General features: G+C 66.3%; 17 protein-coding genes. 10 read left to right on the forward strand and 7 right to left on the reverse strand.

Annotated elements, in window-relative coordinates; genetic code table 11:
- Positions 1–13 precede the first annotated feature (13 nt).
- From CXK94_RS18755 to CXK94_RS18770, 4 genes are read left to right on the forward strand one after another with little or no spacing between them, the layout of a single operon-like run.
- Positions 14–934, forward strand: coding sequence for a DUF72 domain-containing protein (locus tag CXK94_RS18755; protein WP_102895442.1), 921 nt, complete (start codon positions 14–16; stop codon positions 932–934).
- Positions 931–1,734 carry an endonuclease/exonuclease/phosphatase family protein gene (locus tag CXK94_RS18760; RefSeq protein WP_102895443.1) on the forward strand — a complete coding sequence of 268 codons (804 nt, stop codon included), beginning with the start codon at positions 931–933 and terminating at the stop codon, positions 1,732–1,734. Before CXK94_RS18755 ends, CXK94_RS18760 begins: the two co-directional genes overlap by 4 nt.
- Complete coding sequence (gene clsB / locus CXK94_RS18765; protein WP_037038102.1) at positions 1,731–2,972, forward strand: cardiolipin synthase ClsB; 1,242 nt, start codon at positions 1,731–1,733, stop codon at positions 2,970–2,972. The genes CXK94_RS18760 and clsB overlap by 4 nt, the downstream gene beginning before the upstream one ends.
- Positions 2,969–3,964, forward strand: a complete 996-nt coding sequence (locus tag CXK94_RS18770; protein WP_102895444.1) for a lysylphosphatidylglycerol synthase domain-containing protein — start codon at positions 2,969–2,971, stop codon at positions 3,962–3,964. Before clsB ends, CXK94_RS18770 begins: the two co-directional genes overlap by 4 nt.
- A 113-nt stretch (positions 3,965–4,077) precedes the next feature.
- Here CXK94_RS18770 and glgB read toward each other — a convergent pair whose 3' ends face one another.
- The 3 genes from glgB to CXK94_RS18785 form a co-directional block, all read right to left on the reverse strand.
- On the reverse strand, positions 4,078–6,294 hold the full coding sequence (gene glgB / locus CXK94_RS18775; RefSeq protein WP_102895445.1) for a 1,4-alpha-glucan branching protein GlgB: 2,217 nt from the start codon (positions 6,292–6,294) through the stop codon (positions 4,078–4,080).
- Complete coding sequence (treS, locus tag CXK94_RS18780; RefSeq protein WP_102895446.1) at positions 6,287–9,613, reverse strand: maltose alpha-D-glucosyltransferase; 3,327 nt, start codon at positions 9,611–9,613, stop codon at positions 6,287–6,289. Before treS ends, glgB begins: the two co-directional genes overlap by 8 nt.
- Before the next feature lie 134 nt (positions 9,614–9,747).
- The gene (locus CXK94_RS18785) at positions 9,748–11,760 is read right to left on the reverse strand and encodes an alpha-1,4-glucan--maltose-1-phosphate maltosyltransferase (RefSeq protein ID WP_102895447.1); all 2,013 of its coding nucleotides are present in this window, start codon (positions 11,758–11,760) and stop codon (positions 9,748–9,750) included.
- A gap of 364 nt (positions 11,761–12,124) precedes the next feature.
- Between CXK94_RS18785 and CXK94_RS22485 the strand changes: the two genes are divergently transcribed.
- A complete protein-coding gene (locus CXK94_RS22485) occupies positions 12,125–12,289 on the forward strand; it encodes a hypothetical protein (RefSeq protein ID WP_164838424.1) in 165 nt (54 codons plus the stop codon).
- Between the two features lie 18 nt (positions 12,290–12,307).
- Here CXK94_RS22485 and ligD read toward each other — a convergent pair whose 3' ends face one another.
- The 4 genes from ligD to CXK94_RS18805 all read right to left on the reverse strand — a co-directional run bounded on the left by ligD (position 12,308) and on the right by CXK94_RS18805 (position 16,207).
- Entirely contained in the window at positions 12,308–13,228 is a 921-nt protein-coding gene (ligD, locus tag CXK94_RS18790) for a non-homologous end-joining DNA ligase (protein WP_102895448.1), read from the reverse strand.
- A gap of 12 nt (positions 13,229–13,240) precedes the next feature.
- Positions 13,241–14,194: a Ku protein gene (locus CXK94_RS18795; RefSeq protein WP_102895449.1), complete on the reverse strand. Its 954-nt coding sequence runs from the start codon at positions 14,192–14,194 to the stop codon at positions 13,241–13,243.
- Between the two features lie 32 nt (positions 14,195–14,226).
- Positions 14,227–15,084 carry an SDR family oxidoreductase gene (locus CXK94_RS18800; RefSeq protein ID WP_102895450.1) on the reverse strand — a complete coding sequence of 286 codons (858 nt, stop codon included), beginning with the start codon at positions 15,082–15,084 and terminating at the stop codon, positions 14,227–14,229.
- Positions 15,085–15,190: 106 nt separating this feature from the next.
- The gene (locus CXK94_RS18805; RefSeq protein WP_037038111.1) at positions 15,191–16,207 is read right to left on the reverse strand and encodes a zinc-dependent alcohol dehydrogenase family protein; all 1,017 of its coding nucleotides are present in this window, start codon (positions 16,205–16,207) and stop codon (positions 15,191–15,193) included.
- Positions 16,208–16,470: 263 nt separating this feature from the next.
- Between CXK94_RS18805 and CXK94_RS18810 the strand changes: the two genes are divergently transcribed.
- The 5 genes from CXK94_RS18810 (at position 16,471) to CXK94_RS18830 (ending at position 24,784) form a co-directional block, all read left to right on the forward strand.
- On the forward strand, positions 16,471–17,388 hold the full coding sequence (locus tag CXK94_RS18810) for a LysR substrate-binding domain-containing protein (RefSeq protein ID WP_102895451.1): 918 nt from the start codon (positions 16,471–16,473) through the stop codon (positions 17,386–17,388).
- 293 nt (positions 17,389–17,681) lie between these two features.
- Positions 17,682–18,911 (forward strand): multidrug efflux RND transporter periplasmic adaptor subunit MexE, encoded by a 1,230-nt coding sequence (gene mexE, locus CXK94_RS18815; RefSeq protein ID WP_102895452.1) that lies wholly within the window; start codon positions 17,682–17,684, stop codon positions 18,909–18,911.
- Positions 18,912–19,009: 98 nt separating this feature from the next.
- Complete coding sequence (locus CXK94_RS18820; protein WP_102895453.1) at positions 19,010–22,180, forward strand: efflux RND transporter permease subunit; 3,171 nt, start codon at positions 19,010–19,012, stop codon at positions 22,178–22,180.
- Positions 22,177–23,565 (forward strand): efflux transporter outer membrane subunit, encoded by a 1,389-nt coding sequence (locus CXK94_RS18825; protein ID WP_102895454.1) that lies wholly within the window; start codon positions 22,177–22,179, stop codon positions 23,563–23,565. The genes CXK94_RS18820 and CXK94_RS18825 overlap by 4 nt, the downstream gene beginning before the upstream one ends.
- A 226-nt stretch (positions 23,566–23,791) precedes the next feature.
- Entirely contained in the window at positions 23,792–24,784 is a 993-nt protein-coding gene (locus CXK94_RS18830; protein WP_037039543.1) for a TRAP transporter substrate-binding protein, read from the forward strand.
- Positions 24,785–25,027 lie beyond the last annotated feature (243 nt).

The raw sequence follows: 25,027 nt of genomic DNA on the forward strand, positions 1-25,027 counted from the left end.
GAATAGGTGAACGATGGCCGCCATCCATATCGGCATATCCGGCTGGCGTTACGCACCATGGCGAGGTGACTTCTATCCCAAGGGGCTGGCGCAGAAAAACGAGCTGCGCTTCGCCTCGCGGGCGGTGAACAGCATCGAGATCAACGGCTCGTTCTACGCGCTGCAGACGCCCGAGCGTTACGCCGACTGGTACGCCGATACCCCGGACGGCTTCGTCTTCAGCGTCAAGGCGCCGCGCTACGTCACCCATATCCTGCGTCTGCGCGAGGTGGAGAAACCGATCGCCAACTTCTTCGCCTCGGGCCTGTTCCTGCTCAAGGAAAAACTCGGGCCGATCCTCTGGCAGTTCCCGCCCTCTTTCCGCTTCGACCCCGCGCTGTTCGAGAACTTCCTGCGCCTGCTGCCCCACGACAGCGCCGCCGCGCTGGAAATGGCCAAGGGTTGCGAGGTGCGCATGGAGGGCCGCAGCCATCTCGCCATCGACCGCAAGCGCCCCATGCGCCATGCCGTGGAGATCCGCAACCCGAGCTTCGTCGACCCCGCCTTCATCGAGCTGCTGCGCCAGTACCGAGTGGCGCTGGTGGTCGCCGATACCGCCGGCAAGTGGCCCTACCGCGAGGACCTGACCAGCGACTTCGTCTACATCCGCCTGCATGGCGCCGAAGAGCTCTACACCAGCGGCTATACCGACCAGGCCCTGGAACGCTGGTGCCGGCGCATTCGCCTGTGGAGCGGCGGCTCGCAGCCCGAGGATGCCCAACTGATCACCGCGTCCGCGGCGTCGCCAGCCCGTTCGCGCGAGGTGTACTGCTATTTCGACAACGACGTGAAGGTCCGTGCGCCCTACGACGCGCGGCAGCTGCTGCGCCGGCTCGGGCTGGACGAGGGCCTGCAGGCCACGCCCGGCCAGTTGCAAGAAGGAGCATTCGCTTGACTCTGGATAAAGACCACCCCATCGAAAGCACCGATCTCGATGCGCACATGGCCACCGCGGTCAACTCGCTGCGCATACTCACGGTGAACACGCACAAGGGCTTCACCGCCTTCAACCGCCGCTTCATCCTGCCGGAACTGCGCGAGGCGGTGCGCAGCGTTGCGGCCGACGTGGTGTTCCTCCAGGAGGTGCTCGGCACCCACGAGAAGCACGCGCTGCGCTTTCACAACTGGCCGGCGGCGCCGCAGTACGAGTTTCTCGCCGACAGCATCTGGACCGACTTCGCCTACGGGCGCAATGCGGTCTATCCCGATGGCGACCACGGCAATGCACTGCTGTCGAAATTCCCCATCCTGCGCTACGAGAACCTGGACATCTCCATCGCCGGGCCGGAACGCCGCGGGCTGCTGCACAGCGTGCTGCAGGTGCCCGGCCACGACGAATTCCACGCGATCTGCGTGCACCTGGGGCTGCGCGAATCCCACCGCCAGCAGCAGCTCGAACTGCTCTGCGATCTGCTCGACACCCTTCCCGAAGGCGCGCCGGTGGTGGTGGCCGGCGACTTCAACGACTGGCGGCTGAAAGCCACCCGCACACTGGACCGCTGTGCGGGGCTGCACGAAGCGTTCGCCGTCTCCCAGGGGCAGGTGGCCAAGACCTTCCCGGCGCGCTGGCCACTGCTGCGCCTGGATCGCGTCTACATACGCAATGCCAGCAGCCACGGCGCGAAGATCCTCGGCAACAAACCCTGGACGCACTTGTCCGATCATCTGCCCCTTGCGGTGGAGATACGCCTATGAAATTCCACTGGAGAGACGGAAATCGCCTTCAGTTGCTGGAGAACGGCGAAGAGTTCTTTCCCCGTGTGTTCACGGCCATCGCCCAGGCCAAGAAAGAGGTATTGCTGGAAACCTTCATCCTGTTCCAGGACAAGGTCGGTATCGAATTGCAGAAGGCCCTCATCGCCGCTGCCGCGAACGGTGCCAGCATCGACGTCACCGTCGATGGCTACGGCTCGGCCGACCTGCACGGCGAATTCGTTGCACAGATGACCCATGCCGGCATCCGCATCCACATGTTCGACCCCGGTAAGCGCCTGATGGGTCGCCGCCTCAACGTGTTCCGCCGCATGCACCGCAAGATCGTCGTCGTCGATGGTGAGATCGCCTTCATCGGCGGCATCAATTTCTCCGCCGACCACCTGGGCGATTTCGGCCCTGGCGCCAAGCAGGACTACGCCCTGCAAGTGGAAGGCCCGGTGGTGCACGACCTGCACCATTTCGCGCTGAGCCAGATCGCGCCGGACAAACCGACGCGCCGCTGGTGGCAGCGGCGGACCTGGCCGCAGGCGCCGGGCTACGGTGGTGTCAGCCGCGGCGAGGCGCGGGCGCTGTTCGTCATCCGCGACAACGACCAGCACCGCAATGACATCGAGCAGCACTACCTCCAGGCAATTCGAGATGCACGCTCCAGGTTATTGATTGCAAACGCCTATTTCTTTCCCGGCTATCGCGTGCTGCGGGAAATACGCAATGCCGCGCGGCGTGGCGTGCGGGTCCGCCTGATCCTCCAGGGCCAGCCGGACATGCCGATCGCCAAGTTCGGCGCGCGCATGCTCTACAACTACCTCATGCGCGACGGCGTGGAGATCCACGAATACTGCCGCCGGCCGCTGCATGGCAAGGTCGCCCTGGCCGACTACGAATGGTCGACCGTGGGCTCGAGCAACCTCGATCCGCTGAGCCTGTCGCTCAACCTGGAAGCCAACCTGATCATCCGCGACCACGTGTTCAATCGCCATCTGCACGAGCGGCTCGACTACCTGTTGCAGACCGACTGCCGGCGCATCCCGCTGGAACGCATCATCCGCGGCTTCTGGTGGCGGGCGCCGCTGGCATTCCTGATCTTCCACTTCCTGCGGCATTTCCCCGGCCTGGTGGAACTGTTCCCCAGCCACCGGCCGCGGCTCGAACTGCTCGACCCGGATGCCCCGCCCATGGACCCGGCCCCCTCACCCATGCAGCGAGAACAACGATGAGCCAGCCGAGCGAAGCCAAGGCGCAGGGCAGATGGCAGCGGCGCTGGCCGCTGATCAAGAAAATCCTCACCTACGTGTTCTTCGCGTTGGTGGCCGGCCTGTTGATCGGCCTGGCACGCAACCTGGACTGGCAGGAGGTCTACGCCACGCTGCGCAACTACCGCGCCGAAACGCTGTGGATGGCCGGCGCGGCGGCATTCGGCAGCTACGCCGTGTACTGCTTCTTCGACGTCCTGGGCAAGGGCTACGCCCGCCACCACCTGCCGGTGCGGCAGATCCTGCCGGTGACCTTCGTCTGCTATGCCTTCAACCTGAACCTGAGCGCCTGGGTCGGCGGCATCGCGCTGCGCTTTCGCCTCTACTCCCGGCTGGGGCTGCGCCCGTCGCAGATCACCCGGGTATTCACCATGAGCCTGCTGACCAACTGGCTGGGCTACATGTGGCTGGCCGGGCTGATCTTCGTCATGGGCTGGATAAAGCCGCCGGCGAGCTGGGAGATCGGTTTCACCGCACTGCGCGTGCTGGGCGCCGGACTGCTGCTGGCATGCCTGGTGTACCTCGGCTTGTGCGGCTTCTCCAGGCGGCGCTACTGGACGGTGCGCAGGCACGAGATCCACCTGCCCTCGCTGCGGATGGCGCTGGTGCAGATGCTGCTGGGCGCGGCGAACTGGGCGCTGATGGCCCTGGTGGTCTATTTCATGCTCTCCCGGCAGGCCGCCTACCCCGAGGTGCTGGGCATCCTGATGATCAGCAGCATCGCCGGCGTGGTCACCCATATTCCCGCCGGGCTCGGCGTGATCGAGGCGGTATTCGTCGCCATGCTGGCCGACGAGATGAGCAAGGCCGCCATCGTCGGCGGCCTGATCGGTTACCGGGTGGTCTACTTCCTGATTCCCCTGCTGTTGGCCACGCTGCTGTACGTGGCACTGGAAGCGCGGGCCAAGAAGCTGCGCCACAACGGCAACCAGCCCCAGGCGCCGCGTGGGGCGTAGCCCTCGCGGAGCACCAAGCGGGAAGCCCCTGGGGCTCGTAGGAGCCCGCTTGCGGGCGATCCGCCGCAACGCCGATGATCGCCGGCAAGCCGGCTACAGCATGCTCAGTGCTGCTACACCTGCGGCCGCAACACCAGCACGCCCAGCGGCGGCAGCGTCAGCAGGAGCGAGAACTTCTCGCCGTGGCTGACGATGGGTTCGGCGAGCATGCCGCCGCCGTTGCCGGTATTCGAGCCGCCGTAGCATTCGGCATCGCTGTTGAACACTTCCAGCCACCTGGCATCCACCGGCACGCCGATGCGGTAGCCCTCGCGCACCACCGGGGTGAAGTTGCCCACCACCAGCAACGGATGCCCGGTCGAGCTCTTGCGCAGCCAGGCGAACACGCTGTTGGCGCGGTCGTCGCCGATCAGCCACTGGAAACCCCGCGGATCGCTGTCCAGCTCGTGCAGCGCGGGCTCCTGGCCATACAGGCGGTTGAGATCGCGCACCAGATTCTGCACGCCGCGATGGTCCGGCTCGTCGAGTAGATACCAGTCCAGCTCGCGGTCGTGGCTCCATTCGCGCCACTGGCCGAACTCGCTGCCCATGAACAGCAGCTTCTTGCCCGGATGCGTCCACATGAACGACAGGTAGGCGCGCAGGTTGGCGAATTTCTGCCAGCGGTCGCCGGGCATCTTGTCGATCAGCGAGCCCTTGCCGTGCACCACCTCGTCATGCGAGATCGGCAGCACGAAATGCTCGGAGAAGGCATAGATCAGGCCGAAGGTCATCTTGTCGTGGTGGTACTGGCGGTGGATCGGGTCCTCGTGGATGTACTTGAGCGTGTCGTGCATCCAGCCCATGTTCCATTTGTAGGAGAAGCCCAGTCCGCCGTCGCGGGTCGGCTTGCTCACCCCCGGGAAGGCCGTGGACTCCTCGGCGATCACCAGCGCGCCGGGCGTCTCGGTGGCCACCACGTCGTTCAGGTGCTGGAGGAAATCGATCGCCTCGAGGTTTTCGCGCCCGCCGTGGCGGTTGGGAATCCACTCACCCTCGTTGCGCGAGTAGTCGCGGTAGAGCATCGAGGCCACCGCATCCACGCGCAGCGCGTCGACATGGAACTCGCGCAGCCAGTGCAGCGCCGAGGCCAGCATGAAGCCATGCACCTCGGTACGACCGAGGTTGTAGATGTAGGTGTCCCAGTCCTGGTGGAAACCCTCGAACGGGTGGGCGTACTCGTACAGCGCCGTGCCGTCGAATTCGCCGAGGCCATGGGCATCGGTGGGGAAATGCGCCGGCACCCAGTCGAGGATCACACCGATGCCGGCGTTGTGGCAGGCATCGACGAACGCGGCGAAGTCGTGGGCCGTGCCGTAGCGGGCACTGGGGGCGAACTGCGAGAGCAATTGGTAGCCCCAGGAACCGCCGAACGGGTGCTCCATGATCGGCATCAGCTCGATATGGGTGAAGCCCAGGTCGACGATGTAGGGGATCAACCGCTCGGCCAGCTCGTGCCAGTCGTACAGGCGCCCGCCTTCCCCGCCCTCGCGCCGCCAGGAGCCGGCATGCAGCTCGTAGATGGTCATTGGCGCCTGGTACGACTGGCGCGCGGCGCGTTGTTGCAGCCAGGCCTGGTCCTTCCACTCGTACTCCAGCGGCCGCGCGACCACCGAAGCGGTGCCCGGCGGGTGCTCGGTGGCCAGCGCGATGGGGTCGGCCTTGAGCGGCAGGATGCCGTGCGGGCCGAGAATCTCGTATTTATAGATGTCTCCCGGCTGCAACCGCGGGATGAACAGTTCCCATACGCCGGAGGGAAAGCGCAGGCGCATCGGGTGCCGCCGGCCATCCCAGCCGTTGAAGCTGCCGACCACCGAGACGCGCCGCGCATTCGGTGCCCAGACGGCGAAGCGCACGCCCTGCACCCCATCGACCTCCATGACCTGCGAGCCGAACACCCGGCCGATCTCGCGGTGATTGCCTTCGGAGAACAGGTGCATGTCCAGCTCGCCCAGCTGGGGGCCGAAGCTGTAGGGATCTTCGGTGATCTGCTCGCCCCCGGCCCAGCGGATCTTCAGCAGATAGGGCTGCAGGTTGCTCAGGCGGGCGAAGAAGAAGCCCGGTACCTGGCCCTGCTCCATCGCCGCCAGTACCCGGCCGCTGCTGCGCTCCAGAACCTCGGCGCCGAGCGCGTTGGGCAGGTAGGCGCGCACCACCATACCGTCACCGTCGGGGTGCGGGCCGAGAATGGAAAACGGGTCGCCATGCTCGGCTCGCACCAGCGCGTCGACCTCGGCATCGCTGGGCAGCAGGTTTTCCCCGGGCGTCGTCAGAACCGGGCGGTCAGTCATTGGAGCCTCCATCGAAAAGCTGTTGGGTCAGGCTCAGCAGCCCCTGCAGCGGGACAACCAGCCAGGCCGGGCGGTTCTCTGCCTCGTAGACGATTTCATACGCGCATTTCTCCAGGCTGAACAACAGCAGTGCAGCATTCGCGCCATTCTCGTCGCGCCAGGCATGTGGCAACCCGGCGGCCGCCTCGCGATAGGCCTGGAGGAAGACCCCATGCGCGCTCTGCCGATAATTGGCGGCGATGTTCTGCCGCGCCAGGTCGGCCTCGGCGGAGCTGTCGCTGACCTGCGCACCGCGGATGGTCATGGCCGCGGCGTACTCGAAGGAGCGCAGCAGGCCGGAAACATCCTTGAACGGGCTGTGCTTGGCACGCCGCTGGTCCAGCGGCCGCGAGGGCTCGCCCTCGAAGTCGATGAAATAGGCATCGCCCTGCACCACCAATACCTGCCCCAGGTGCAGGTCGCCGTGCACGCGGGTACGCAGTCCACCCTGGGTTCTAGCAGCCAGACGTTTCACTTGTGCGAGCAGCTCGGTACGACGTTCGAGAAGCTGGCCGAGGGCCGCGGCATCCTTGCGCTCGAGGTCGCCGCGGTGCTCGGTGAGCCGCTGGAGCGCCTGGTCCAGCTGCTCGGCGACGCTTGCGGCCCATTCCGTGGTCTGCTTCTTGTCCGTGCTCTCGCGACGGAAGGCCGGATCATCGGTATCGCTGGCCAGCAGCATATGCATCTCGCCGAGGCGCTGGCCGAGCAGACGGTTGAAGGCCTCCAGCTCGTCGAGGGCGCTGAACTGGTTCTCGTGCAGCGACACGCCGCCAGCCAGTTCGTCGCGCACCGCGCGGTCGAGGGTGTTGAGCGTCCACTCCCAGGCATCGCCCTGGCTGTCGAGGTAGTGCTGCACCACCATCAGGGCCACCGGTTCGCCCTGCCTGTTGATCCGACTGACCTGGCCGAGCATGCCGGAGATATGGCCGAAACCGCGTTCGGTGAGGAAGGTGCCCATTTCCAGTTCGGGGTGGATGCCCGCTGCCACGCGACGGAGCATCTTGATCATCACCGAGTTGTTGATGATCGCCGAGCTGTTGGATTGCTCCGCCGAGACATAGCGCACCTCGATCTCGGCCGGCAGTTGCAGCTCGGCGAGCTGCGGCATCGGCACGAAGCGGATCTCGCCGTCGTTGCACGGCAGCACCAGCTCGTCGCGCAGGCCCTGGATCACTCCGGTGACGAACTGTTCGAGGGCGAAGGCGTCGGTCATCAGGCCGACCCGCGGGCCGCGCCGCACCCGCGCCAGGGCCAGCTGCTGCGGCAGCGCGGTGCCGAAGTCGGCCTCGTCGAGGAAGCCCAGCGGCAGCTGGTAGAGGTCGCTGCGCCCGGCCGACTCGACGCATAGCTCGCAGAGCAGCACCGGCCGCTGCGGGTCGCCGAAGGGCACGCTGTAGCAGATCCGGATCGACTCGATGGGCACGTCCTTGGCCGCGAACCAGCGCCGCTTGGGTAGGTAGGCCGGCAGCGCATCGCTCTCCAGGATACGCTTGCAGGCGGCGTTGAGCGTATCCAAGCGCTTGAGCACCAAAGTCTGGAAGTCCGGCATGGTTTCCACCGGTTCCTGGTGCCAACTGGGCATCTGGTTGGTCGGCGCCAGCTGGAACCAGTAGAAGCCGTACGGCGGCAAGGTCAGCAGGTACGGCAACTGGCCGATGGGGGGGAAGGCGCTGCCGCCGACCATCTCCACCGGCACCATGCCGGCATGGTGCGACAGCTCCAGCTCCGCCGCCTGGGCCGAGCGCGAGACGTTGGCCACGCAGAAGACGATCTCGGTCTCGCCGGTGGGCCCGGTGAATTCGCGCAGGTAGGCGAGAATCCGCCGGTTGCTCGGCGCCAGCATTTTCAGCGTGCCGCGGCCGAAGGCCTTGAACTGCTTGCGGATGGCGAGCATGCGCCGGGTCCAGTTGAGCAGCGAATGCGGATCGCGCTGCTGGGCCTCGACGTTGATGGTGTAGTAGCCGTAGAGCGGGTCCATGATCGGCGGCAGCACCAGGTTCGGCGGATCGGCGCGGGAGAAACCGCCGTTGCGGTCCACCGACCACTGCATCGGCGTGCGCACGCCGTCGCGGTCGCCGAGGAAGATGTTGTCGCCCATGCCTATCTCGTCGCCGTAGTAGATCACCGGCGTGCCCGGCATCGACAGCAGCAGGCTGTTGAGCAGTTCGATGCGCCGACGGTCGCGTTCCAGCAGCGGCGCCAGGCGGCGGCGGATACCCAGGTTGATGCGCGCGCGGGTGTCCGAGGCGTAGTAGTTCCACAGGTAGTCGCGCTCGCGGTCGGTCACCATCTCCAGCGTCAGTTCGTCGTGGTTGCGCAGGAAGATTGCCCACTGGCAGTTGTCCGGGATGTCCGGCGTCTGGCGCAGGATGTCGGTGATCGGGAAGCGGTCCTCCTGGGCGATGGCCATGTACATGCGCGGCATCAGCGGGAAGTGGAAGGCCATGTGGCACTCGTCGCCCGGCCCGCCGTCCTCGCCGCCGAAATACAGCTGGGTGTCCTCCGGCCACTGGTTGGCCTCGGCCAGCAGCATGCGGTCCGGGTAGTTGGCGTCGATCTCGGCGCGGATCGCCTTGAGCACCGCGTGGGTCTCGGGCAGGTTCTCGTTGTTGGTGCCGTCGCGCTCCACCAGGTACGGAATGGCGTCCAGGCGCAGGCCGTCGATGCCGAGGTCGAGCCAGTAGCGCATCACGCTGAGCACCGCCTTCATCACCTGCGGGTTGTCGAAGTTGAGGTCCGGCTGGTGCGAGTAGAAACGGTGCCAGAAATACTGCTGGGCCACCGGGTCCCAGGTCCAGTTGGACTTCTCGGTGTCGAGGAAGATGATCCGCGTGCCCTGGTACTTGTCGTCGGTGTCGGACCAGACGTAGAAGTTGCGCGCCGCCGAGCCCTTCTTCGCCTTGCGCGCACGCTGGAACCAGGGATGCTGGTCGGAGGTGTGGTTGATGACCAGCTCGGTGATCACCCGCAGGCCGCGCTTGTGCGCCTCGGTGATGAAGCGCCGGGCATCGGCCATGGTGCCGTAGTCCGGGTGCACGGCGCGGTACTCGGCGATGTCGTAGCCGTCGTCACGCCGTGGCGAGGGGTAGAACGGCAGCAGCCAGATAGTGTTCACGCCGAGGTCGGCGATGTAGTCGAGCTTGGCGATCAGCCCGGGGAAATCGCCGACACCATCGTTGTTGGAGTCGAAGAAGGACTTCAGGTGAACCTGGTAGACCACCGCATCCTTGTACCAGAGCGGGTCCTTGATGAAAGCGGCGGGTTTGCGCGGTTTTGCCATTTCTTCGTTCCTTTTGCGGCGCCGGGGCTCCGTCTGTTTTGCGGCTTCAGATCGCTTGCCTGCTATTCGAAAGCACTTTATTTATTTCTCTCAACTAACTGATATTTATTAAATAAATACCTATATTCTAGAAATCACTTCAGGTCTGGATCGACCTGCTGGGCTGTCAGCCGCCAGATCCCGAACGGCAGGTGCCAGGGCTCGATGCGCATCCACTGGGTCTTGCCGTACCAGGTCCAGCGATGGCCGTTCATCAGGTCCTCGCCCTGGGTATGGGCGTCATCCGGCAGCCCCAGTTCCCATAGCGGCAGTTCGAAATGCGCTTCCTGGGCGTTGTGTGGATCGAGGCTGATGGCGACCAGGATGAAGTTGCTCAGGTCCACGGTGCGCTTGCCGAAGTAGAGGATGTTGTCGTTCCAGGCCAGGTAGGGCTTGAAGCCCAGATGGGTCTGGAGCGCCGGGTTCTGCCGGCGGATGCGATTGAGCTGGGCGATCTCGGCGATGATGTTGCCCGGCGCGTGGTAGTCGCGCGGCCGCAGCTGGTATTTCTCCGAATCCAGGTACTCCTCCTTGCCGGGAATACCCGCCGCCTCGCACAGCTCGAAGCCCGAGTACATGCCCCACAGCCCGGAGCCCATGGTGGCCAGCGCGGCGCGGATGAGAAAGCCGGCGCGGCCGGAGTCCTGCAGGAAGAACGGGTTGATGTCCGGCGTGTTGACGAAGAAGTTCGGCCGGTAGCAGTCGCATAGCGGCGGCTCGTTCAGTTCGACCAGGTATTCGCTGAGTTCGGCCTTGGTGTTGCGCCAGGTGAAGTAGGTGTAGCTCTGGTTGAAGCCGACCTTACCCAGCCGGGCCATCATCGCCGGGCGGGTGAAGGCCTCGGAGAGGAACATCACGTCGCGGTCGCGGTCGCGGATGTCGGCGATCAGCCATTCCCAGAACGGCAGCGGCTTGGTGTGCGGGTTGTCGACGCGGAAGATCTTCACGCCCTGCTCCACCCAGTGCCAGACCACGTCACGCAGCGCCAGCCAGAGGTCGGGCTTGGCGTCGTCGGCGTAGAAGTCGACGTTGACGATGTCCTGGTATTTCTTGGGTGGGTTCTCGGCGTACTTGATGGTGCCGTCCGGGCGCCAGGAGAACCAGCCGGGATGTTCGGTCAGCCAGGGATGGTCCTGCGAACACTGGATGGCGAAATCCAGGGCGATCTCCAGGCCGTGCTCGGCGGCGGCGGCGACCAGCTCGCGGAAATCCTCCAGCGTGCCCAGCTGCGGGTGCACGGCATCATGCCCACCCTCCTCGCTGCCGATGGCGTAGGGGCTGCCGGGATCGTTCGGCCCGGCCTGCAGGCTGTTGTTCGGGCCCTTGCGGTGTTTGCGGCCGATCGGGTGGATCGGCGGGAAGTAGAGGACGTCGAAGCCCATGTCGCGAATCGCCGGCAGGCGCTTGTGCACGTCGCGGAAGGTGCCGTGGCGGTTCGGGTCGTCGGTCTCCGAGCGCGGGAACAGCTCGTACCAGCTGGCGAACTGTGCCAGTGGCCGCTCCACGTCCAGCGGGAACAGCGGGCTCTGGCTGCAATGCTCGCGGGGATCGGCGGCGGCCATCGCTGCCGCCGTCTCCTGCGCCAGCAGCAACGACACCCGCTCGTCATCCAGGTGCGCCGAGCCCAGGCGGTGCAGCAGGTCGTCGAGGATCGCCCGTGTTTCGCCCTGGGCGCGGGCGACGGCCTTTTCCAGCAACAGCCGGCCTTCCTGCAGTTCGAGCTGGACCGGCACGCCGGCGGCATGCTTCTTCGACAGCTCGTAGCGGTAGGTTTCGAACACGTCCCACCAGGCCTCGATCATGAACTCGTGGTTGGCGACCTGGGTCGGGGTGAACTGGCCTTGCCAGGCGTCGTTGCCAAGCAGCTTGAGCCGTGCCCGCCGCCAGCCGCTTTCGCCCTGCTCGCGCCAGCACACCGCGGCGGCGAGCTGATCGTGGCCATCGGCGAAGATCTTGCTGCTGACCACCACCGGCTGGCCGATGATCGCCTTGGCCGCGAAACGACCGGCATCCACCACCGGCTGGGTGGATTCGATGGCGATGCGGGGCATCTGCAGGGCTTCTTCGAGGCGAGGGTGAATCGTTGCAAGGGGCTGTGCATCGTTCATCGAACAGGCTCCTGAAGCGCAGGCATAAAAGGCTCGGTTTGCCCGGGCCGTTTTCGGAGGCGTCGAACATGCGGCTCAGGTGGTCGTCGGCCCCCCGGCGAGGCTTTGATCGGGCTCTTTCTTCCGAGCCAGCAGGCCGGGGAAAGTTCAGCCGCGGAGCGGCCCGTGCGGCCGGATACCCGAGTGCTGCAGGCGCGGCGACATGTGGCTTTTCGTCGCTCGCGATGCCGCTGGACGGACGCATCCGGCCGTCGCCTACTCGATCGCAGGCGACGGCAGGCTGGAACTAAGCCTGCATGTCCCCTCTCAATCCAGAACCTTAGCCGATACTCCGCAGGTTGCCCGGACAGGCAGGAGGATGACGATGCCCCATGCACGCCCCGATGTGCCCCAACCCGACCCGATCGTCCACGACAAGCCCGGCGACGTACCGCAGGTGCCCTGCGCCGAAGAACTCGACGAGTTCAAGCCCGGCGCGCCCTACGGCAACCAGACCGTGGCGGATACCGACGAGGAGCAGCAGAGCTGAGGGCGAACGACGATCCCGTCAGGCTTCGCGCAAACGCCTGAGCAACGCCTGGCCGATGCCCTGCCGGGTCGCGCCGTAGCGCGCCCAGGGATCGCCCGGCAGTGTGGCCAGGCGTTCGTGCAGGTTGTGGATGTTCCATTGATCGGCGGCTTCGATCCGTTCCAGTTCGTCGTGGCCGATCGGCACCGAGACAGCCAGCCCCGGGCGGGCCCTGGCCGAGTAGGCCGCCACCGTGCTGGCACCCTTCTGGTTGCGCAGGTAGTCGACGAAGATTTTTCCGATACGATTCTGCGGCCCCATCTTGTCGACGATCAGCGCTGGCGTCTGCCGGGCCAGGCGCTCGGTGACGGCACGGGCGAATTGGCGGACCTGCTCCCAGCCATGCCGCCGATCGATCGGCACCACCACGTGCATGCCACGCCCGCCACTGGTCTTGAGGAAGGCCTGCAGGCCCAGCGCATCGAGCAGTTGCAGCGTCAAGCCGGTGGCCTCGAGCATGCTCGACCAGGGCAGCGCCGGATCGGGGTCGAGGTCGAAGATCACCCGGTCGGGCCGCTCGATCCGGTCGCTGCGGGCGTTCCAGGTGTGGAATTCCACGGTACCCATCTGCACCGCCTCGATCACCGCGGCGATGCCGTCGGCCTGGATCAGCCGCGCATGCTCCGGATCGAGGTCCTTCGGTAGCGCGCGCATGTGTGGCATCTTCAGCCGGCCGCAATGGCGCTGGAAGAAGCGCTCGCCAGCGACGCCCTCCGGCGCGCGGACGATGGACAGCGGCCGGCCGGCAAGCTGTGGCACCAGCCAGTCGGCGACCGACAGGTAGTATTCGGCGAGCGCCAGCTTGGTCGCACCGCTGGCCGCATCGATCACCCGCTGCGGATTGCTGATGCCGATACCGCCCACCGGCGGCCGGCTGCCGCTCTTGCGCTGTGCAGGCATGGGGAACCCCGATCAGCTGGCCTTCTTGCTCGATTTGCCGCCACCCGCTGGCGTCTTGCGCGTTCGCGAAGCGGTGCTCTTGCCCGTCTTGGCCTTGCCGGCCGTCTTGCCCTTGGCGGCGGGCTTTTCCGCCTCGTCGGCTTCGTCCTCCTCGCTCGCCGTGCGGGCCTTGCCCGGCTTGGCCGCGAGGCTGCGCTTGAGCAGCTCGGTGAGGTCGATGACGTCTGCCGAGCGGCGATCCAGCGCCTCCTCCGGCCCGCCAACCGCTTCGAGCTTGCCTTCGTGTGCCTTCTGCTCGACCAATGCCATGATCTGGTCTTGGAAGGTGTCCTTGTACTGCTCCGGCTTCCACTTCTCGCTCATGTCCTCGACCAGGCGCCGGGCCATGTCCAGCTCGCGCTCGGCCAGGTCGGGATCGAGCGCCTCGTCCTTCAGGCCGAGGTAATCGACCCCGCGCACCTCGTCGGCCCAGCGCAGGGTGTTCATCACCAGCGCCTTGCCCAGCGGCATCACCACCGCGAGGTGCTGCTTGTTGCGCAACACGACGTTGGCGATGCCGACCTTGCCGGTGCGCACCAGGGTTTCGCGCAACAGCGCATAGACCTTTTCGCCACGGCGGTCGGGCGTCAGGTAGTACGGCGTGTCGATGTAGAGAAAGGAAATGTCCCTGGCATCGACGAAGGCGACGATATCGACGGTCTGCGTCGCCTTGGGATGCGCGGCCTTGATCTCCTCGTCGCTGAGCACGATGTAGTGGCCCTTCTCGTACTCGACGCCCTTGACGATGTTCTCGCTGTCGATTTCCTTGCCGGTGGTCTTGTTGATGCGCTTGTAGCCGACCCGGTCCATGCTGCGCTTGTCCAGCCAGTCGAAGTCGATGCCCTGGCGGGTGGTGGCCGGCACCAGCGCCACCGGGATGTGTACCAGGCCGAAACTGACGGCACCTTTCCAGATCGTGCGGGGCATGGTCGTTCTCCAGCATGGGTTGCGGCGGGCGCTCAGCCGTTGACCACCGTGCCGCCGTTGACGTGCAGCACCTGGCCGCTGACATAGGCCGCATCGCTGCTGGCCAGGTAGACGTAGGCCGGCGCCACCTCCTCGGGTTGGCCGGGGCGCTTCATCGGCACGTTGGCGCCGAATTCGGCCACCTTGTCGGCATCGAAGGTGGATGGGATCAACGGCGTCCAGATCGGCCCCGGCGCCACGCCGTTGACGCGGATGCCGCGCTCGGCCAGGTGCATCGCCAGCGCCCGGGTGAAGCCGACGATGGCGCCCTTGGTCGAGGAATAGTCGATCAGCATCGGGTTGCCCTTGTAGGCGGTCACCGAGGTGGTGTTGACGATGGCCGCGCCCTCCTGCAGGTGCGGCAGCGCCACCTGGGTCATCTGGAACATGCCGAAGATGTTGGTGCGGAAGGTCTTTTCCCATTGCTCCGGCGGAATGTCCTCGAAGCGCTCACGCAGATGCTGCTCGGCGGCGTTGTTGATCAGGATGTCGAGCCTGCCGAACTGCGCCAGCGTCTCGTCGACGACCTTGCGGCAGACATCGCGCTCGGCGACGTCGCCGGCGAAGGTCAGGCAGCGCCGGCCGTGCTGCTCCACTTCCTTGCGCGTCTGCTCGGCATCCTGGTGCTGGTCGAGATAGAGGATGGCCACGTCGGCACCCTCGCGGGCGAACAGCACCGCCACGGAGCGGCCGATACCGCTGTCGCCGCCGGTGATGATGGCGACCTTGCCTTCGAGCTTGCCGGCGGCCTTGTAGGCCTCGCCGCGATACGCCGGTCGCGGGTGCATCAGCCCTTCCTTGCCGGGTTCGGCCTGCTCCTGGGGCGGCAGGGTCTGGTTGTCGTCGGCCATGCAAGAATCCTCCGTCAAGGTAGATAACCTGTCTTCGGAGGACTTGGAGGGCGCGGGAAAAGTTTCTATGGCGCGATGAGAGGGGCTTGGCGAACGCCTCGGGGCATCACTCCAGGGTCAGCACGACCCGGCCGCGCGGGATGCCGCTTTCCACGTATTCGTGGGCTTCGACGACCTGCTCGAAGCGGAATTCGCGATCGACCTGCGGCTTGATCAGGCGGTCGGCCGTCAGTTGGTTGATATGCTGCAGCGCCCGCTCCACCGCTTCGCGATTCTGCTCGATGCCAAGCTCCGGCTGGCCGGTGAAGTCGCACAGGCAATGCAGGAAGAACTTGAAGTTCTTCTTGAACGCCGCACAGACCGGAAGAGCCGTCTCGTTGCCACCGTTCATGCCATACAGGATCAGCTTGCCCCGCGGCGCCATCACGTCGCCCAGCAGTTTCATCTGCGAACCGCCGCAGGCATCGAGCACCACCTCGACACCACGGCCCTCGGTGATCTTCTGCAGGCGGCCAACCAGATCCTCTTCCTCGCTGACGATCACCGTATCCGCGCCCAGTTCGCGCAGATAGTCGCGATCGGCCGCGGTATCGCAGGTGGCGATGACCCGCCCACCCAACGCCCGGGTCAGCTGTACCGCCGCCGGGCCGGTGCAGTGCGCCGCCTGGTTGATCAGCACGTACTGGCCGGGCTCCAGCTGCGCCAGTTCGACCAGCGCGAAATAACTCACCAGCATCGGCGTGTAGTGGATCGCCGCCTCGCTGGCGCTGAGCATGTCCGGGTAATGCACCAGTGCCTGCTGCGGCAGCAGCGCATGCTCGGCGTACAGCGGATACTGGTTCGGGTCGTGCGCCGGAAAGCCGGCTACCCGATCGCCGACGTCGAAACCCTGGACGCCCTCGCCCACCGCCAGCACTTCACCCGCCACCTCGCTGCCGAGCCCGGCCGGCAGGCGCGCATGCCGCGGCGCCAGGTCCTGCCGCCAGAGCACGTCGTTCCAGCTGACGCCGATGGCGTGCACGTCGATGAGCACCTCGCCGGGGCCAGGAACGGGTATCGTGCGTTCTTCATAACGCAGCACATCGGCCAGGCCGAAGTGGTGAAAACGGATGATGCGGGACATGGCGACTCCTCGCCTTACTACTGTGCAAACGGACTCTATCGTCAGTATCGTCACAACTCCAGCCAGCAGCATGGATTCCGGTCGATAGTTGCCATGCACGGGAATGATGGACAACCGTATGTATCCGCGCCGGCCCCATTGCAGGTTTGTGCAGTTTGCAAGCGGAATTGGGCATGCCGCCGTCAGGCGAAGCTGTCTAGAATGCAGATCACCTCCAGCGCCGGGCACCTTTCGTCCGGCCCCAGGCCCGAAGTGAACCAGGCATGAATCGCAACGACCTTCGCCGCGTCGACCTCAACCTGCTGATCGTCTTCGAAACGCTGATGCATGAGCGCAGCGTCACCCGCGCCGCGGAAAAGCTGTTCCTCGGCCAGCCGGCGATCAGCGCCGCGCTGGCACGGCTGCGCACGCTGTTCGACGATCCACTGTTCGTGCGCACCGGGCGGAGCATGGAGCCCACCGCCCGCGCGCAGGAAATCGCGCAGTTGCTGTCGCCGGCGCTCGACTCGATTTCCACGGCGGTCAGCCGCGCCTCGACCTTCGACCCGGCGACCAGCACCCAGGTGTTTCGCATCGGCCTGACCGACGAGGTGGAATTCGCCCTGCTGCCGCCGCTGCTGCGCCGCCTGCGCGCCGAGGCACCGGACGTGGTGCTGGTGGTGCGCCGCGCCAATTACCTGCTGATGCCCGGGCTGCTGGCCTCGGGCGAGATTTCCGTGGGCGTCTGCTACACCGAGGAGCTGCCAGCCAACGCCAAGCGCAAGGTGCTGCGCCGGCCCAAGCCGATGCTGCTGCGCGCCGACAGCATTCCCGGGCGCATCAGCATGGAGGACTACTGCGCCCGGCCGCACGCGATGGTGTCCTTCGCCGGCGACCTCAACGGCTACATCGACGAGGAGCTGGCGCTGCATGGCTGCAAGCGCAAGGTGGTGCTGGCGGTGCCGCAGTTCAACGGCCTGGCCAGCCTGCTCGCCGGCACCGACATCATCGCCACGGTGCCCGACTACGCGGCCGCCGCCCTGGCCGCCAACGGCGGCGTGCGCGCCGAGCCGCTGCCCTTCGAGACCAGCCAGGACTTCGAACTCTCCATGGCCTGGCGCGGCGCCCAGGACAACGACCCCGCCGAGCGCTGGTTGCGCTCGCGCATCCAGATGTTCGTCGGCGATCCGGACAGCCTGTAGGGTGGAAAACGGCGCAGCCTTTTCCACGCGTATTCCCGCCCAGCACGCCGTCACGCCTTTCTCGACTTCACTGCCCAGTGCCCTGACCGCCTGCTGACGCAGCCGATCGACGCGCGAATCGGTGGAAAAGACCTGGCGGTCGTTTTCCACCCTACCGTTATTGCCTGCTGCTGATGATCGATGCGCAATCATCATCGGCAATGATATTCACCTTCGCCCCATTCGATTTCCGCCGGACGGGGCAGCCGCGCAGACTCCACAACCTCGATAAAACCCGACTTGCGGAGTCAAGCATGGAACGTTCCCTCAACGCCTTGCGTTTTCCCCTTATAGCCTTGGCGGTCGTCATCACGGCCGCCTGTGGCAAGGCGCCGGAGGCCACCCAGTCAGGGATGCCGCCGCCGGCCGTCAGTGTCGCCGAAGTGATCGAGCAGCGAGTGACCGAGTGGGACGAGCTCACCGGCCGCCTGGAAGCGCCGGAATCGGTTGAAATCCGCCCGCGCGTCTCCGGTTTCATCGACCAGGTGGCCTTCGAGGAAGGCGCCCTGGTAAAGAAAGGCGACCTCCTGTTCCAGATCGACCCGCGCCCGTTCCAGGCCGAGGTCAAGCGCCTTCAGGCACAGCTGCAACAGGCGCGCGCCACCCAGCAGCGCACCGTCGCCGAGGCCGAGCGCGGCGAGCGTCTGCGGCAGAAAAACGCCATTTCCGCCGAACTGGCCGATGCCCGCATCAGCGCCGCCAGCGAAGCACGCTCGGCGGTCGCGGCGATCCAGGCGCAGCTCGACAGGGCGCAGCTGGACCTGTCCTTCACTCGCGTCACTGCGCCGATCGACGGCCGCGCCGGCCGTGCGCTGATCACCGCCGGCAACCTGGTCAACGCTGGCGAGGCGCTGCTGACTACGCTGGTCTCCACCGACAAGGTCTACGCCTACTTCGAGGCCGACGAGCGCACCTACCTGAAGTACCGCGAGCTGGCCCGCGAGGGCGCGCGTGGCGAGGCGACACCGGTGTACCTCGGGCTGTCCAGCGAGGACGGTCATCCGCACCTGGGCCGCATGGACTTCGTCGACAACCAGGTCGATCCGCGCACCGGCACCATCCGCGGCCGGGCGGTGTTCGACAACCGCGACGGCAGCTTCACCCCAGGGCTCTATGCGCGGCTCAAGCTGGTCGGCAGCGCCACCTACGACGCGGTGTTGATCAAGGACGTGGCGGTCGGCACGGACCTGGGCAAGAAGTTCGTCCTGGTCCTGGCCGAGGACGACACCGTGGCCTACCGGCCGGTGGAGCTCGGGCCCAAGCTCGAGGGCCTGCGCATCGTGCGCAGCGGCCTGGCCAAGGGCGAGCGCATCGTGGTCAACGGCCTGCAGCGGGTGCGCCCGGGCAGCCCGGTGCAGCCGGAATCCGTGCCCATGGCCGACGCCGAGACGCTGGCCATGCTGAGGCAGCAGAACCGCGCGATCAGCGAGGCGATGAAACCGCAGGTGGTCGAGCGCACGCTGGCCCAGCGCCCGAGCAGCTGACCATCACTCGACAGCAGCCCTGAACCCCGGCGCGCCAGGCGCGCCCATCCGATCGATCCGCCAGGGCGCGCCCGCCGCGCCCTCCCCCGGAGTGCGCCATGAATTTCTCGCAATTCTTCATCAAGCGGCCGATTTTCGCCGCCGTGCTGTCACTGGTGATCCTCATCGGCGGCGCCATCTCGCTGTTCCAGCTGCCGATCAGCGAATACCCCGAAGTGGTGCCGCCCACCGTGGTGGTGCGCGCCAACTTCCCCGGCGCCAACCCCAAGGTAATCGGCGAAACCGTCGCCTCGCCGCTGGAACAGGCCATCACTGGCGTCGAGGGCATGCTCTACATGTCGTCCCAGGCGACCGCCGACGGCAAGCTGACGCTGACCATCACCTTCGCCCTCGGCACCGACCTGGACAACGCCCAGGTGCAGGTGCAGAACCGCGTGACGCGCACCATGCCGACGCTGCCCACCGAGGTGCAGCGCCTCGGTGTGACCGTGGACAAGGCCTCCCCCGACCTGACCATGGTGGTGCACCTGACCTCGCCGGATAACCGCTACGACATGCTCTACCTGTCCAACTACGCCGCGCTCAACGTCAAGGACGAGCTGGCGCGGTTGGACGGCGTGGGCGACGTGCAGTTGTTCGGCATGGGCGATTATTCGCTGCGCGTCTGGCTCGACCCGAACAAGGTCGCCCAGCGCAACCTCACCGCCAGCGACGTGGTCGCCGCCATCCGCGAACAGAACCGCCAGGTCGCCGCCGGTGCCCTGGGCGCGCCGCCGGCGCCGGGCGCCACCGACTTCCAGCTGTCGATCAACACCCAGGGCCGCCTGGTCGACGAGGAGGAGTTCGAGAACATCGTGGTGCGCGCCGCCGAGGACGGCGAGATCACCCGCCTGAAGGACATCGCCCGCATCGAGCTGGGTTCCAGCCAGTACGCCCTGCGTTCGCTGCTCAACAACCAGCCGGCGGTGGCCATCCCGATCTTCCAGCGTCCGGGCTCGAACGCCATCGCCATCTCCGACCTGGTGCGTGAGCGCATGGCCCAGCTGAAGCAGGACTTCCCCCAGGGCGTGGACTACGAGATCGTCTACGACCCGACCATCTTCGTACGCGGCTCCATCGAGGCGGTGGTACACACCCTGCTCGAGGCCATCGTGCTGGTGGTGCTGGTGGTGATCCTATTCCTGCAGACCTGGCGCGCCTCGATCATTCCGCTGGCCGCCGTGCCGGTGTCGCTGATCGGCACCTTCGCGGTGATGCACCTGCTCGGCTTTTCGCTCAACGCGCTGTCGCTGTTCGGCCTGGTGCTGGCCATCGGCATCGTGGTGGACGACGCCATCGTCGTGGTGGAGAACGTCGAGCGCAACATCGGCCTCGGCAAGTCGCCGGTGGACGCCACCCGCCAGGCCATGAAGGAAGTCACCGGGCCGATCATCGCCACCGCCCTGGTGCTCTGTGCGGTGTTCATCCCGACCGCCTTCATCTCCGGCCTGACCGGGCAGTTCTACCAGCAGTTCGCGTTGACCATCGCCATCTCGACGGTGATCTCGGCGTTCAACTCGCTGACCCTGTCGCCGGCCCTGGCGGCCACCCTGCTCAAGGCCCACGATGCGCCCAAGGACGGTTTCTCGCGGCTGCTCGACCGACTGTTCGGCGGCTGGCTGTTCCGCCCGTTCAACCGCATGTTCGACCGCGCCAGCCATGGTTACGTTGGCATGGTGCGGCGCATCCTGCGCGGCAGTGCCGTGGCGCTGGTGGTCTATGTCGGCCTGGTGGGCCTGGGTTACCTGGGCTTCGCCAGCACCCCGACCGGCTTCGTTCCGCAGCAGGACAAGCAGTACCTGGTCGCCTTCGCCCAGCTGCCGGACGCCGCCACCCTGGATCGCACCGAGGACGTGATCAAGCGCATGTCGGAAATCGCCGGCAAGCACCCGGGCGTGGAGAACACCGTGGCCTTCCCGGGGCTGTCGATCAACGGCTTCACCAACAGCCCGAACAGCGGCATCGTCTTCACCCCGCTCAAGCCCTTCGATGAGCGCAAGGACCCGGCGCTGTCGGCCAATGCCATCGCGGCGGACCTGAACGACCAGTTCGCGCAGATCCAGGATGCCTTCATCGCCATCTTCCCGCCGCCGCCCGTGCAGGGCCTGGGCACCATCGGCGGCTTCCGCGTGCAGGTGCAGGACCGCGGCAACCTCGGTTACGAGGAGCTGTACAAGCAGGTACAGAACGTCATCGCCAAGAGCGCCGACTATCCCGAGCTGGCCGGTCTGTTCACCAGCTACCAGGTCAACGTGCCACAGGTCGATGCCGACATCGACCGCGAGAAGGCCAAGACCCACGGCGTGGCCATCGACGACATCTTCGACACCATGCAGGTCTACCTGGGCTCGCTGTACGCCAACGACTTCAACCGCTTCGGCCGTACCTATCAGGTCAACGTCCAGGCCGACCAGAAGTTCCGCCTGGCGCCGGAGCAGATCGGCCAGCTGAAGGTACGCAACAACCGCGGCGAGATGGTGCCGTTGTCGACCTTCGTCAAGGTCAGCGACAGTGCCGGCCCCGACCGGGTGATGCACTACAACGGCTTCCTCACCGCCGAGATCAACGGCGCCGCCGCGCCGGGCTACAGCTCCGGCCAGGCCGAGGCCGCCATGGAACACCTGCTGCGCGCCGAGCTGCCCAACGGCATGAGCTTCGAGTGGACCGAGCTGACCTACCAGCAGATCCTCGCCGGCAATACCGCGGTGTTCGTCTTCCCGCTCTGCGTGCTGCTGGCGTTCCTGGTGCTGGCCGCCCAGTACGAGAGCTGGAGCCTGCCGCTGGCGGTGATCCTGATCGTGCCGATGACGCTGCTCTGCGCCATCGCCGGGGTGATCCTGGCCGGCAGCGACAACAACGTGTTCACCCAGATCGGCCTGATCGTGCTGGTGGGCCTGGCCTGCAAGAACGCCATCCTGCTGGTGGAGTTCGCCAAGGACAAACAGGAAGAAGGCATGGACCGCCTCGCCGCGGTGCTGGAAGCCTGCCGCCTGCGCCTGCGGCCGATCCTGATGACCAGCTTCGCCTTCATCATGGGCGTGGTGCCGCTGGTGCTGTCGAGCGGCGCCGGCGCCGAGATGCGCCATGCCATGGGTGTCGCGGTGTTTTCCGGGATGCTCGGCGTGACCTTCTTCGGGCTGCTGCTGACCCCGGTGTTCTATCTGGTGATTCGCGCCTTCGTCGAGAAACGCGAAGCGCGCAAGGCGGTATTCAAGGAGGCCCGCGCATGAAGTTCTTTGCCCTATCCCTGCTCGCCCTGGCCGTGACCGGCTGCGCCGTCGGCCCGGGCTACCGCGCACCGCAGCCCGAACCGGCGCGCATCGCCCTGGCCGAAGGCAACGACTACGACCGTTCGCGCTTCGAAGCGGCCTGGTGGCACCAGTTCGAGGACCCGACGCTGGATGTACTGGTCAGTCGGGCACTGGCGGAAAACCGCGAGCTGCGCATCGCCTTCGCCAGGTTGCGCGCGGCCCACTCGATTCGCGACGACGATGCCAACGATCGCTTCCCCACGGTCACCGCCGGCGCCAGCGCCGACATCGGCAAGGCACAGCAGCCCGGCGTCACCGAGCGGCGGATCAACGCCGAGCGCTACGACCTGGGCCTGGACATGGCCTGGGAGCTGGACCTGTTCGGCCGCATCCAGCGCCGCCTGGAAGCCAGCGAAGCCCAGGCCGAGGCCGCCGAGGCCGAGCTCTACCAGCTGCAGGTCAGCCTGATCGCCGAACTGGTCGACGCCTATGGCCAGTTGCGCGGCGCCCAGCTGCGCGAACGCATCGCCCGCGACAACCTGTCGAACCAGCGCGACTCCCACGAACTGACCGAGCAGTTGCGCGACGCCGGCATGGGCAGCGAACTGGACGTGCTGCGCGCCGACGCACGGCTGGCCGCCACCGAGGCCAGCCTGCCGCAACTGCAGGCGCAGCAAGCCCGCGCGCGCAACCGCATCGCCACCCTGCTCGGCCAGCGCGCCGACCGCCTCAGCGTGGACCTGTCGCCGCGCGAACTGCCGGCGATCGCCAAGGCGCTGCCGATCGGCGACGCCGGGGAGCTGTTGCGCCGGCGGCCGGACATCCGCGCCGCCGAACGCCAGCTGGCCGCGGCGACCGCCACTGTCGGCGTGGCGACCGCCGACCTGTTCCCGCGGGTGAGCCTGACCGGCTTTCTCGGCTTCATCGCCGGACGCGGTTCACAGATCGGCTCCAGCGCAGCCGAGGCCTGGGGTGTAGCACCGAGCATCAGCTGGGCGGCGTTCGACCTGGGCAGCGTGCGTGCCCGCCTGCGCGGTGCCGAAGCCGACGCCGACGCTGCCCTGGCGGGCTACGAGCAGCAGGTGCTACTGGCGCTGGAAGAGTCGGAGAACGCCTTCAGCGACTATGCCCGCGCCCAGGAGCGCCTGCTGTCGCTGCTGCGCCAGTCCACGGCCAGCCGCGCGGCCGCGCAACAGGCGGAAATCCGCTATCGCGAAGGCACGGTGGATTTCCTCGTGCTGCTGGACGCCGAGCGCGAACGGCTGGCCGCCGAGGACGCCCAGGCACAGGCGGAGGTGGAGCTGTACCGCGGCGTGGTGGCGCTGTACAAGGCGCTCGGCGGCGGCTGGCAAGCCGAAAGCTGAACGTTCGGTCATGTGTACGCGCGCCTGGCGACCGAGACTCCGCCAGGCGCGCGCCTGCCAGCGTGAAAATGTGATCTGATGCCGTTCCCATCATGTTGGCCGTGCAAAGCGCTTTCGATCGTCATCCATCTTTGGCATAAGGAACGGCTGAAAGCCCGAACGCGGTCGGCGGTAGCTCCAAGCCCGCACGGACGCACTGCCAACCAACCAGAATAAAGAGTCTTTCATGAAGCCGATCATTACCCTTGCCGGGCTTGTGCTGGCTGCCGCCAGCGCGTTCGCCCAGGCCGAGCCCATCGTCATCAAGTTCTCTCACGTAGTGGCCGAAGACACGCCCAAGGGCAAGGGTGCGCTGATGTTCAAGCGCCTGGCCGAAGAGCGTCTTCCGGGCCAGGTCAAGGTCGAGGTCTACCCGAACTCGACGCTGTTCGGCGATGCCACCGAACTGGAGGCGCTGCGTAACGACGAGGTGCAGCTGCTGGCTCCGTCGCTGGCCAAGTTCGAGCAGTACACCAAGCAGTTGCAGGTATTCGACCTGCCCTTCCTGTTCGACGACCTCGATGCGGTCAACCGCTTCCAGAAGCGCGCCAAGGGCCGGCAATTGCTGCGCTCGATGGAAGACAAGAACATCACCGGCCTGGCCTATTGGCACAATGGCATGAAGCAGCTCAGCGCCACCCGCGCGCTGCGCATGCCACGCGACGCCTCCGGCCTGAGCTTCCGCATCCAGCCTTCGGCAGTGCTCGAAGCGCAGTTCGGCGCGGTGGGGGCTTCGACCCAGAAGCTGGCCTTCGCCGAGGTCTACAACGCACTCAAGGCCGGCACCGTGCAGGGTGCGGAAAACCCCTGGTCGAACATCTACAGCAAGAAGATGCACACCGTGCAGCCCTACATCACCGAGACCGATCATGGGGTGCTGGACTACATGGTGGTCACCAATACCCGCTTCTGGATGGGCATGCCCCACCAGATCCGCTATGAACTGGAAGCCATCCTCGACGAAGTGAGCTACATGGTGAACCTCGAGGCCGAGAAACTGAACCAGGCCGACCGCGAGCGCATCCGCCAGTCCGGTACCTCGGAGCTGATCACCCTCACGCCGGAAGAACGCGAAGCCTGGCGCGACGCGATGCGCCCGGTCTGGCAGCGGTTCGAATCGGTGATCGGCGCGGACATCATCAAGGCGGCAGAAACCGTCAACCGCAAGCAACGCAACTGAAAGATCGATGGGCAGGCCTACGGCCTGCATCGCCGCGAGGGCGCGCCTCCCACTGGGTTCGGTGCACCGGCTGCCTTCGCGGGAGGCCCGACCTCGGGGCGAGGCTCTTGAGCTTCGGGCAGGCCTACGGCCTGCATCGCCGCGAGGGCGCGCCTCCCACTGGGTTCGGTGTGCACCGACTGCCTTCGTGGGAGGCCCGACCTCGGGGCGAGGCTTTATAAGCTGGCCTGTGACTGTTCCTGA

This window comes from Stutzerimonas stutzeri (genome assembly GCF_002890915.1).
In the GTDB taxonomy this organism is placed as follows: Bacteria; Pseudomonadota; Gammaproteobacteria; order Pseudomonadales; family Pseudomonadaceae; genus Stutzerimonas; species Stutzerimonas stutzeri_AF.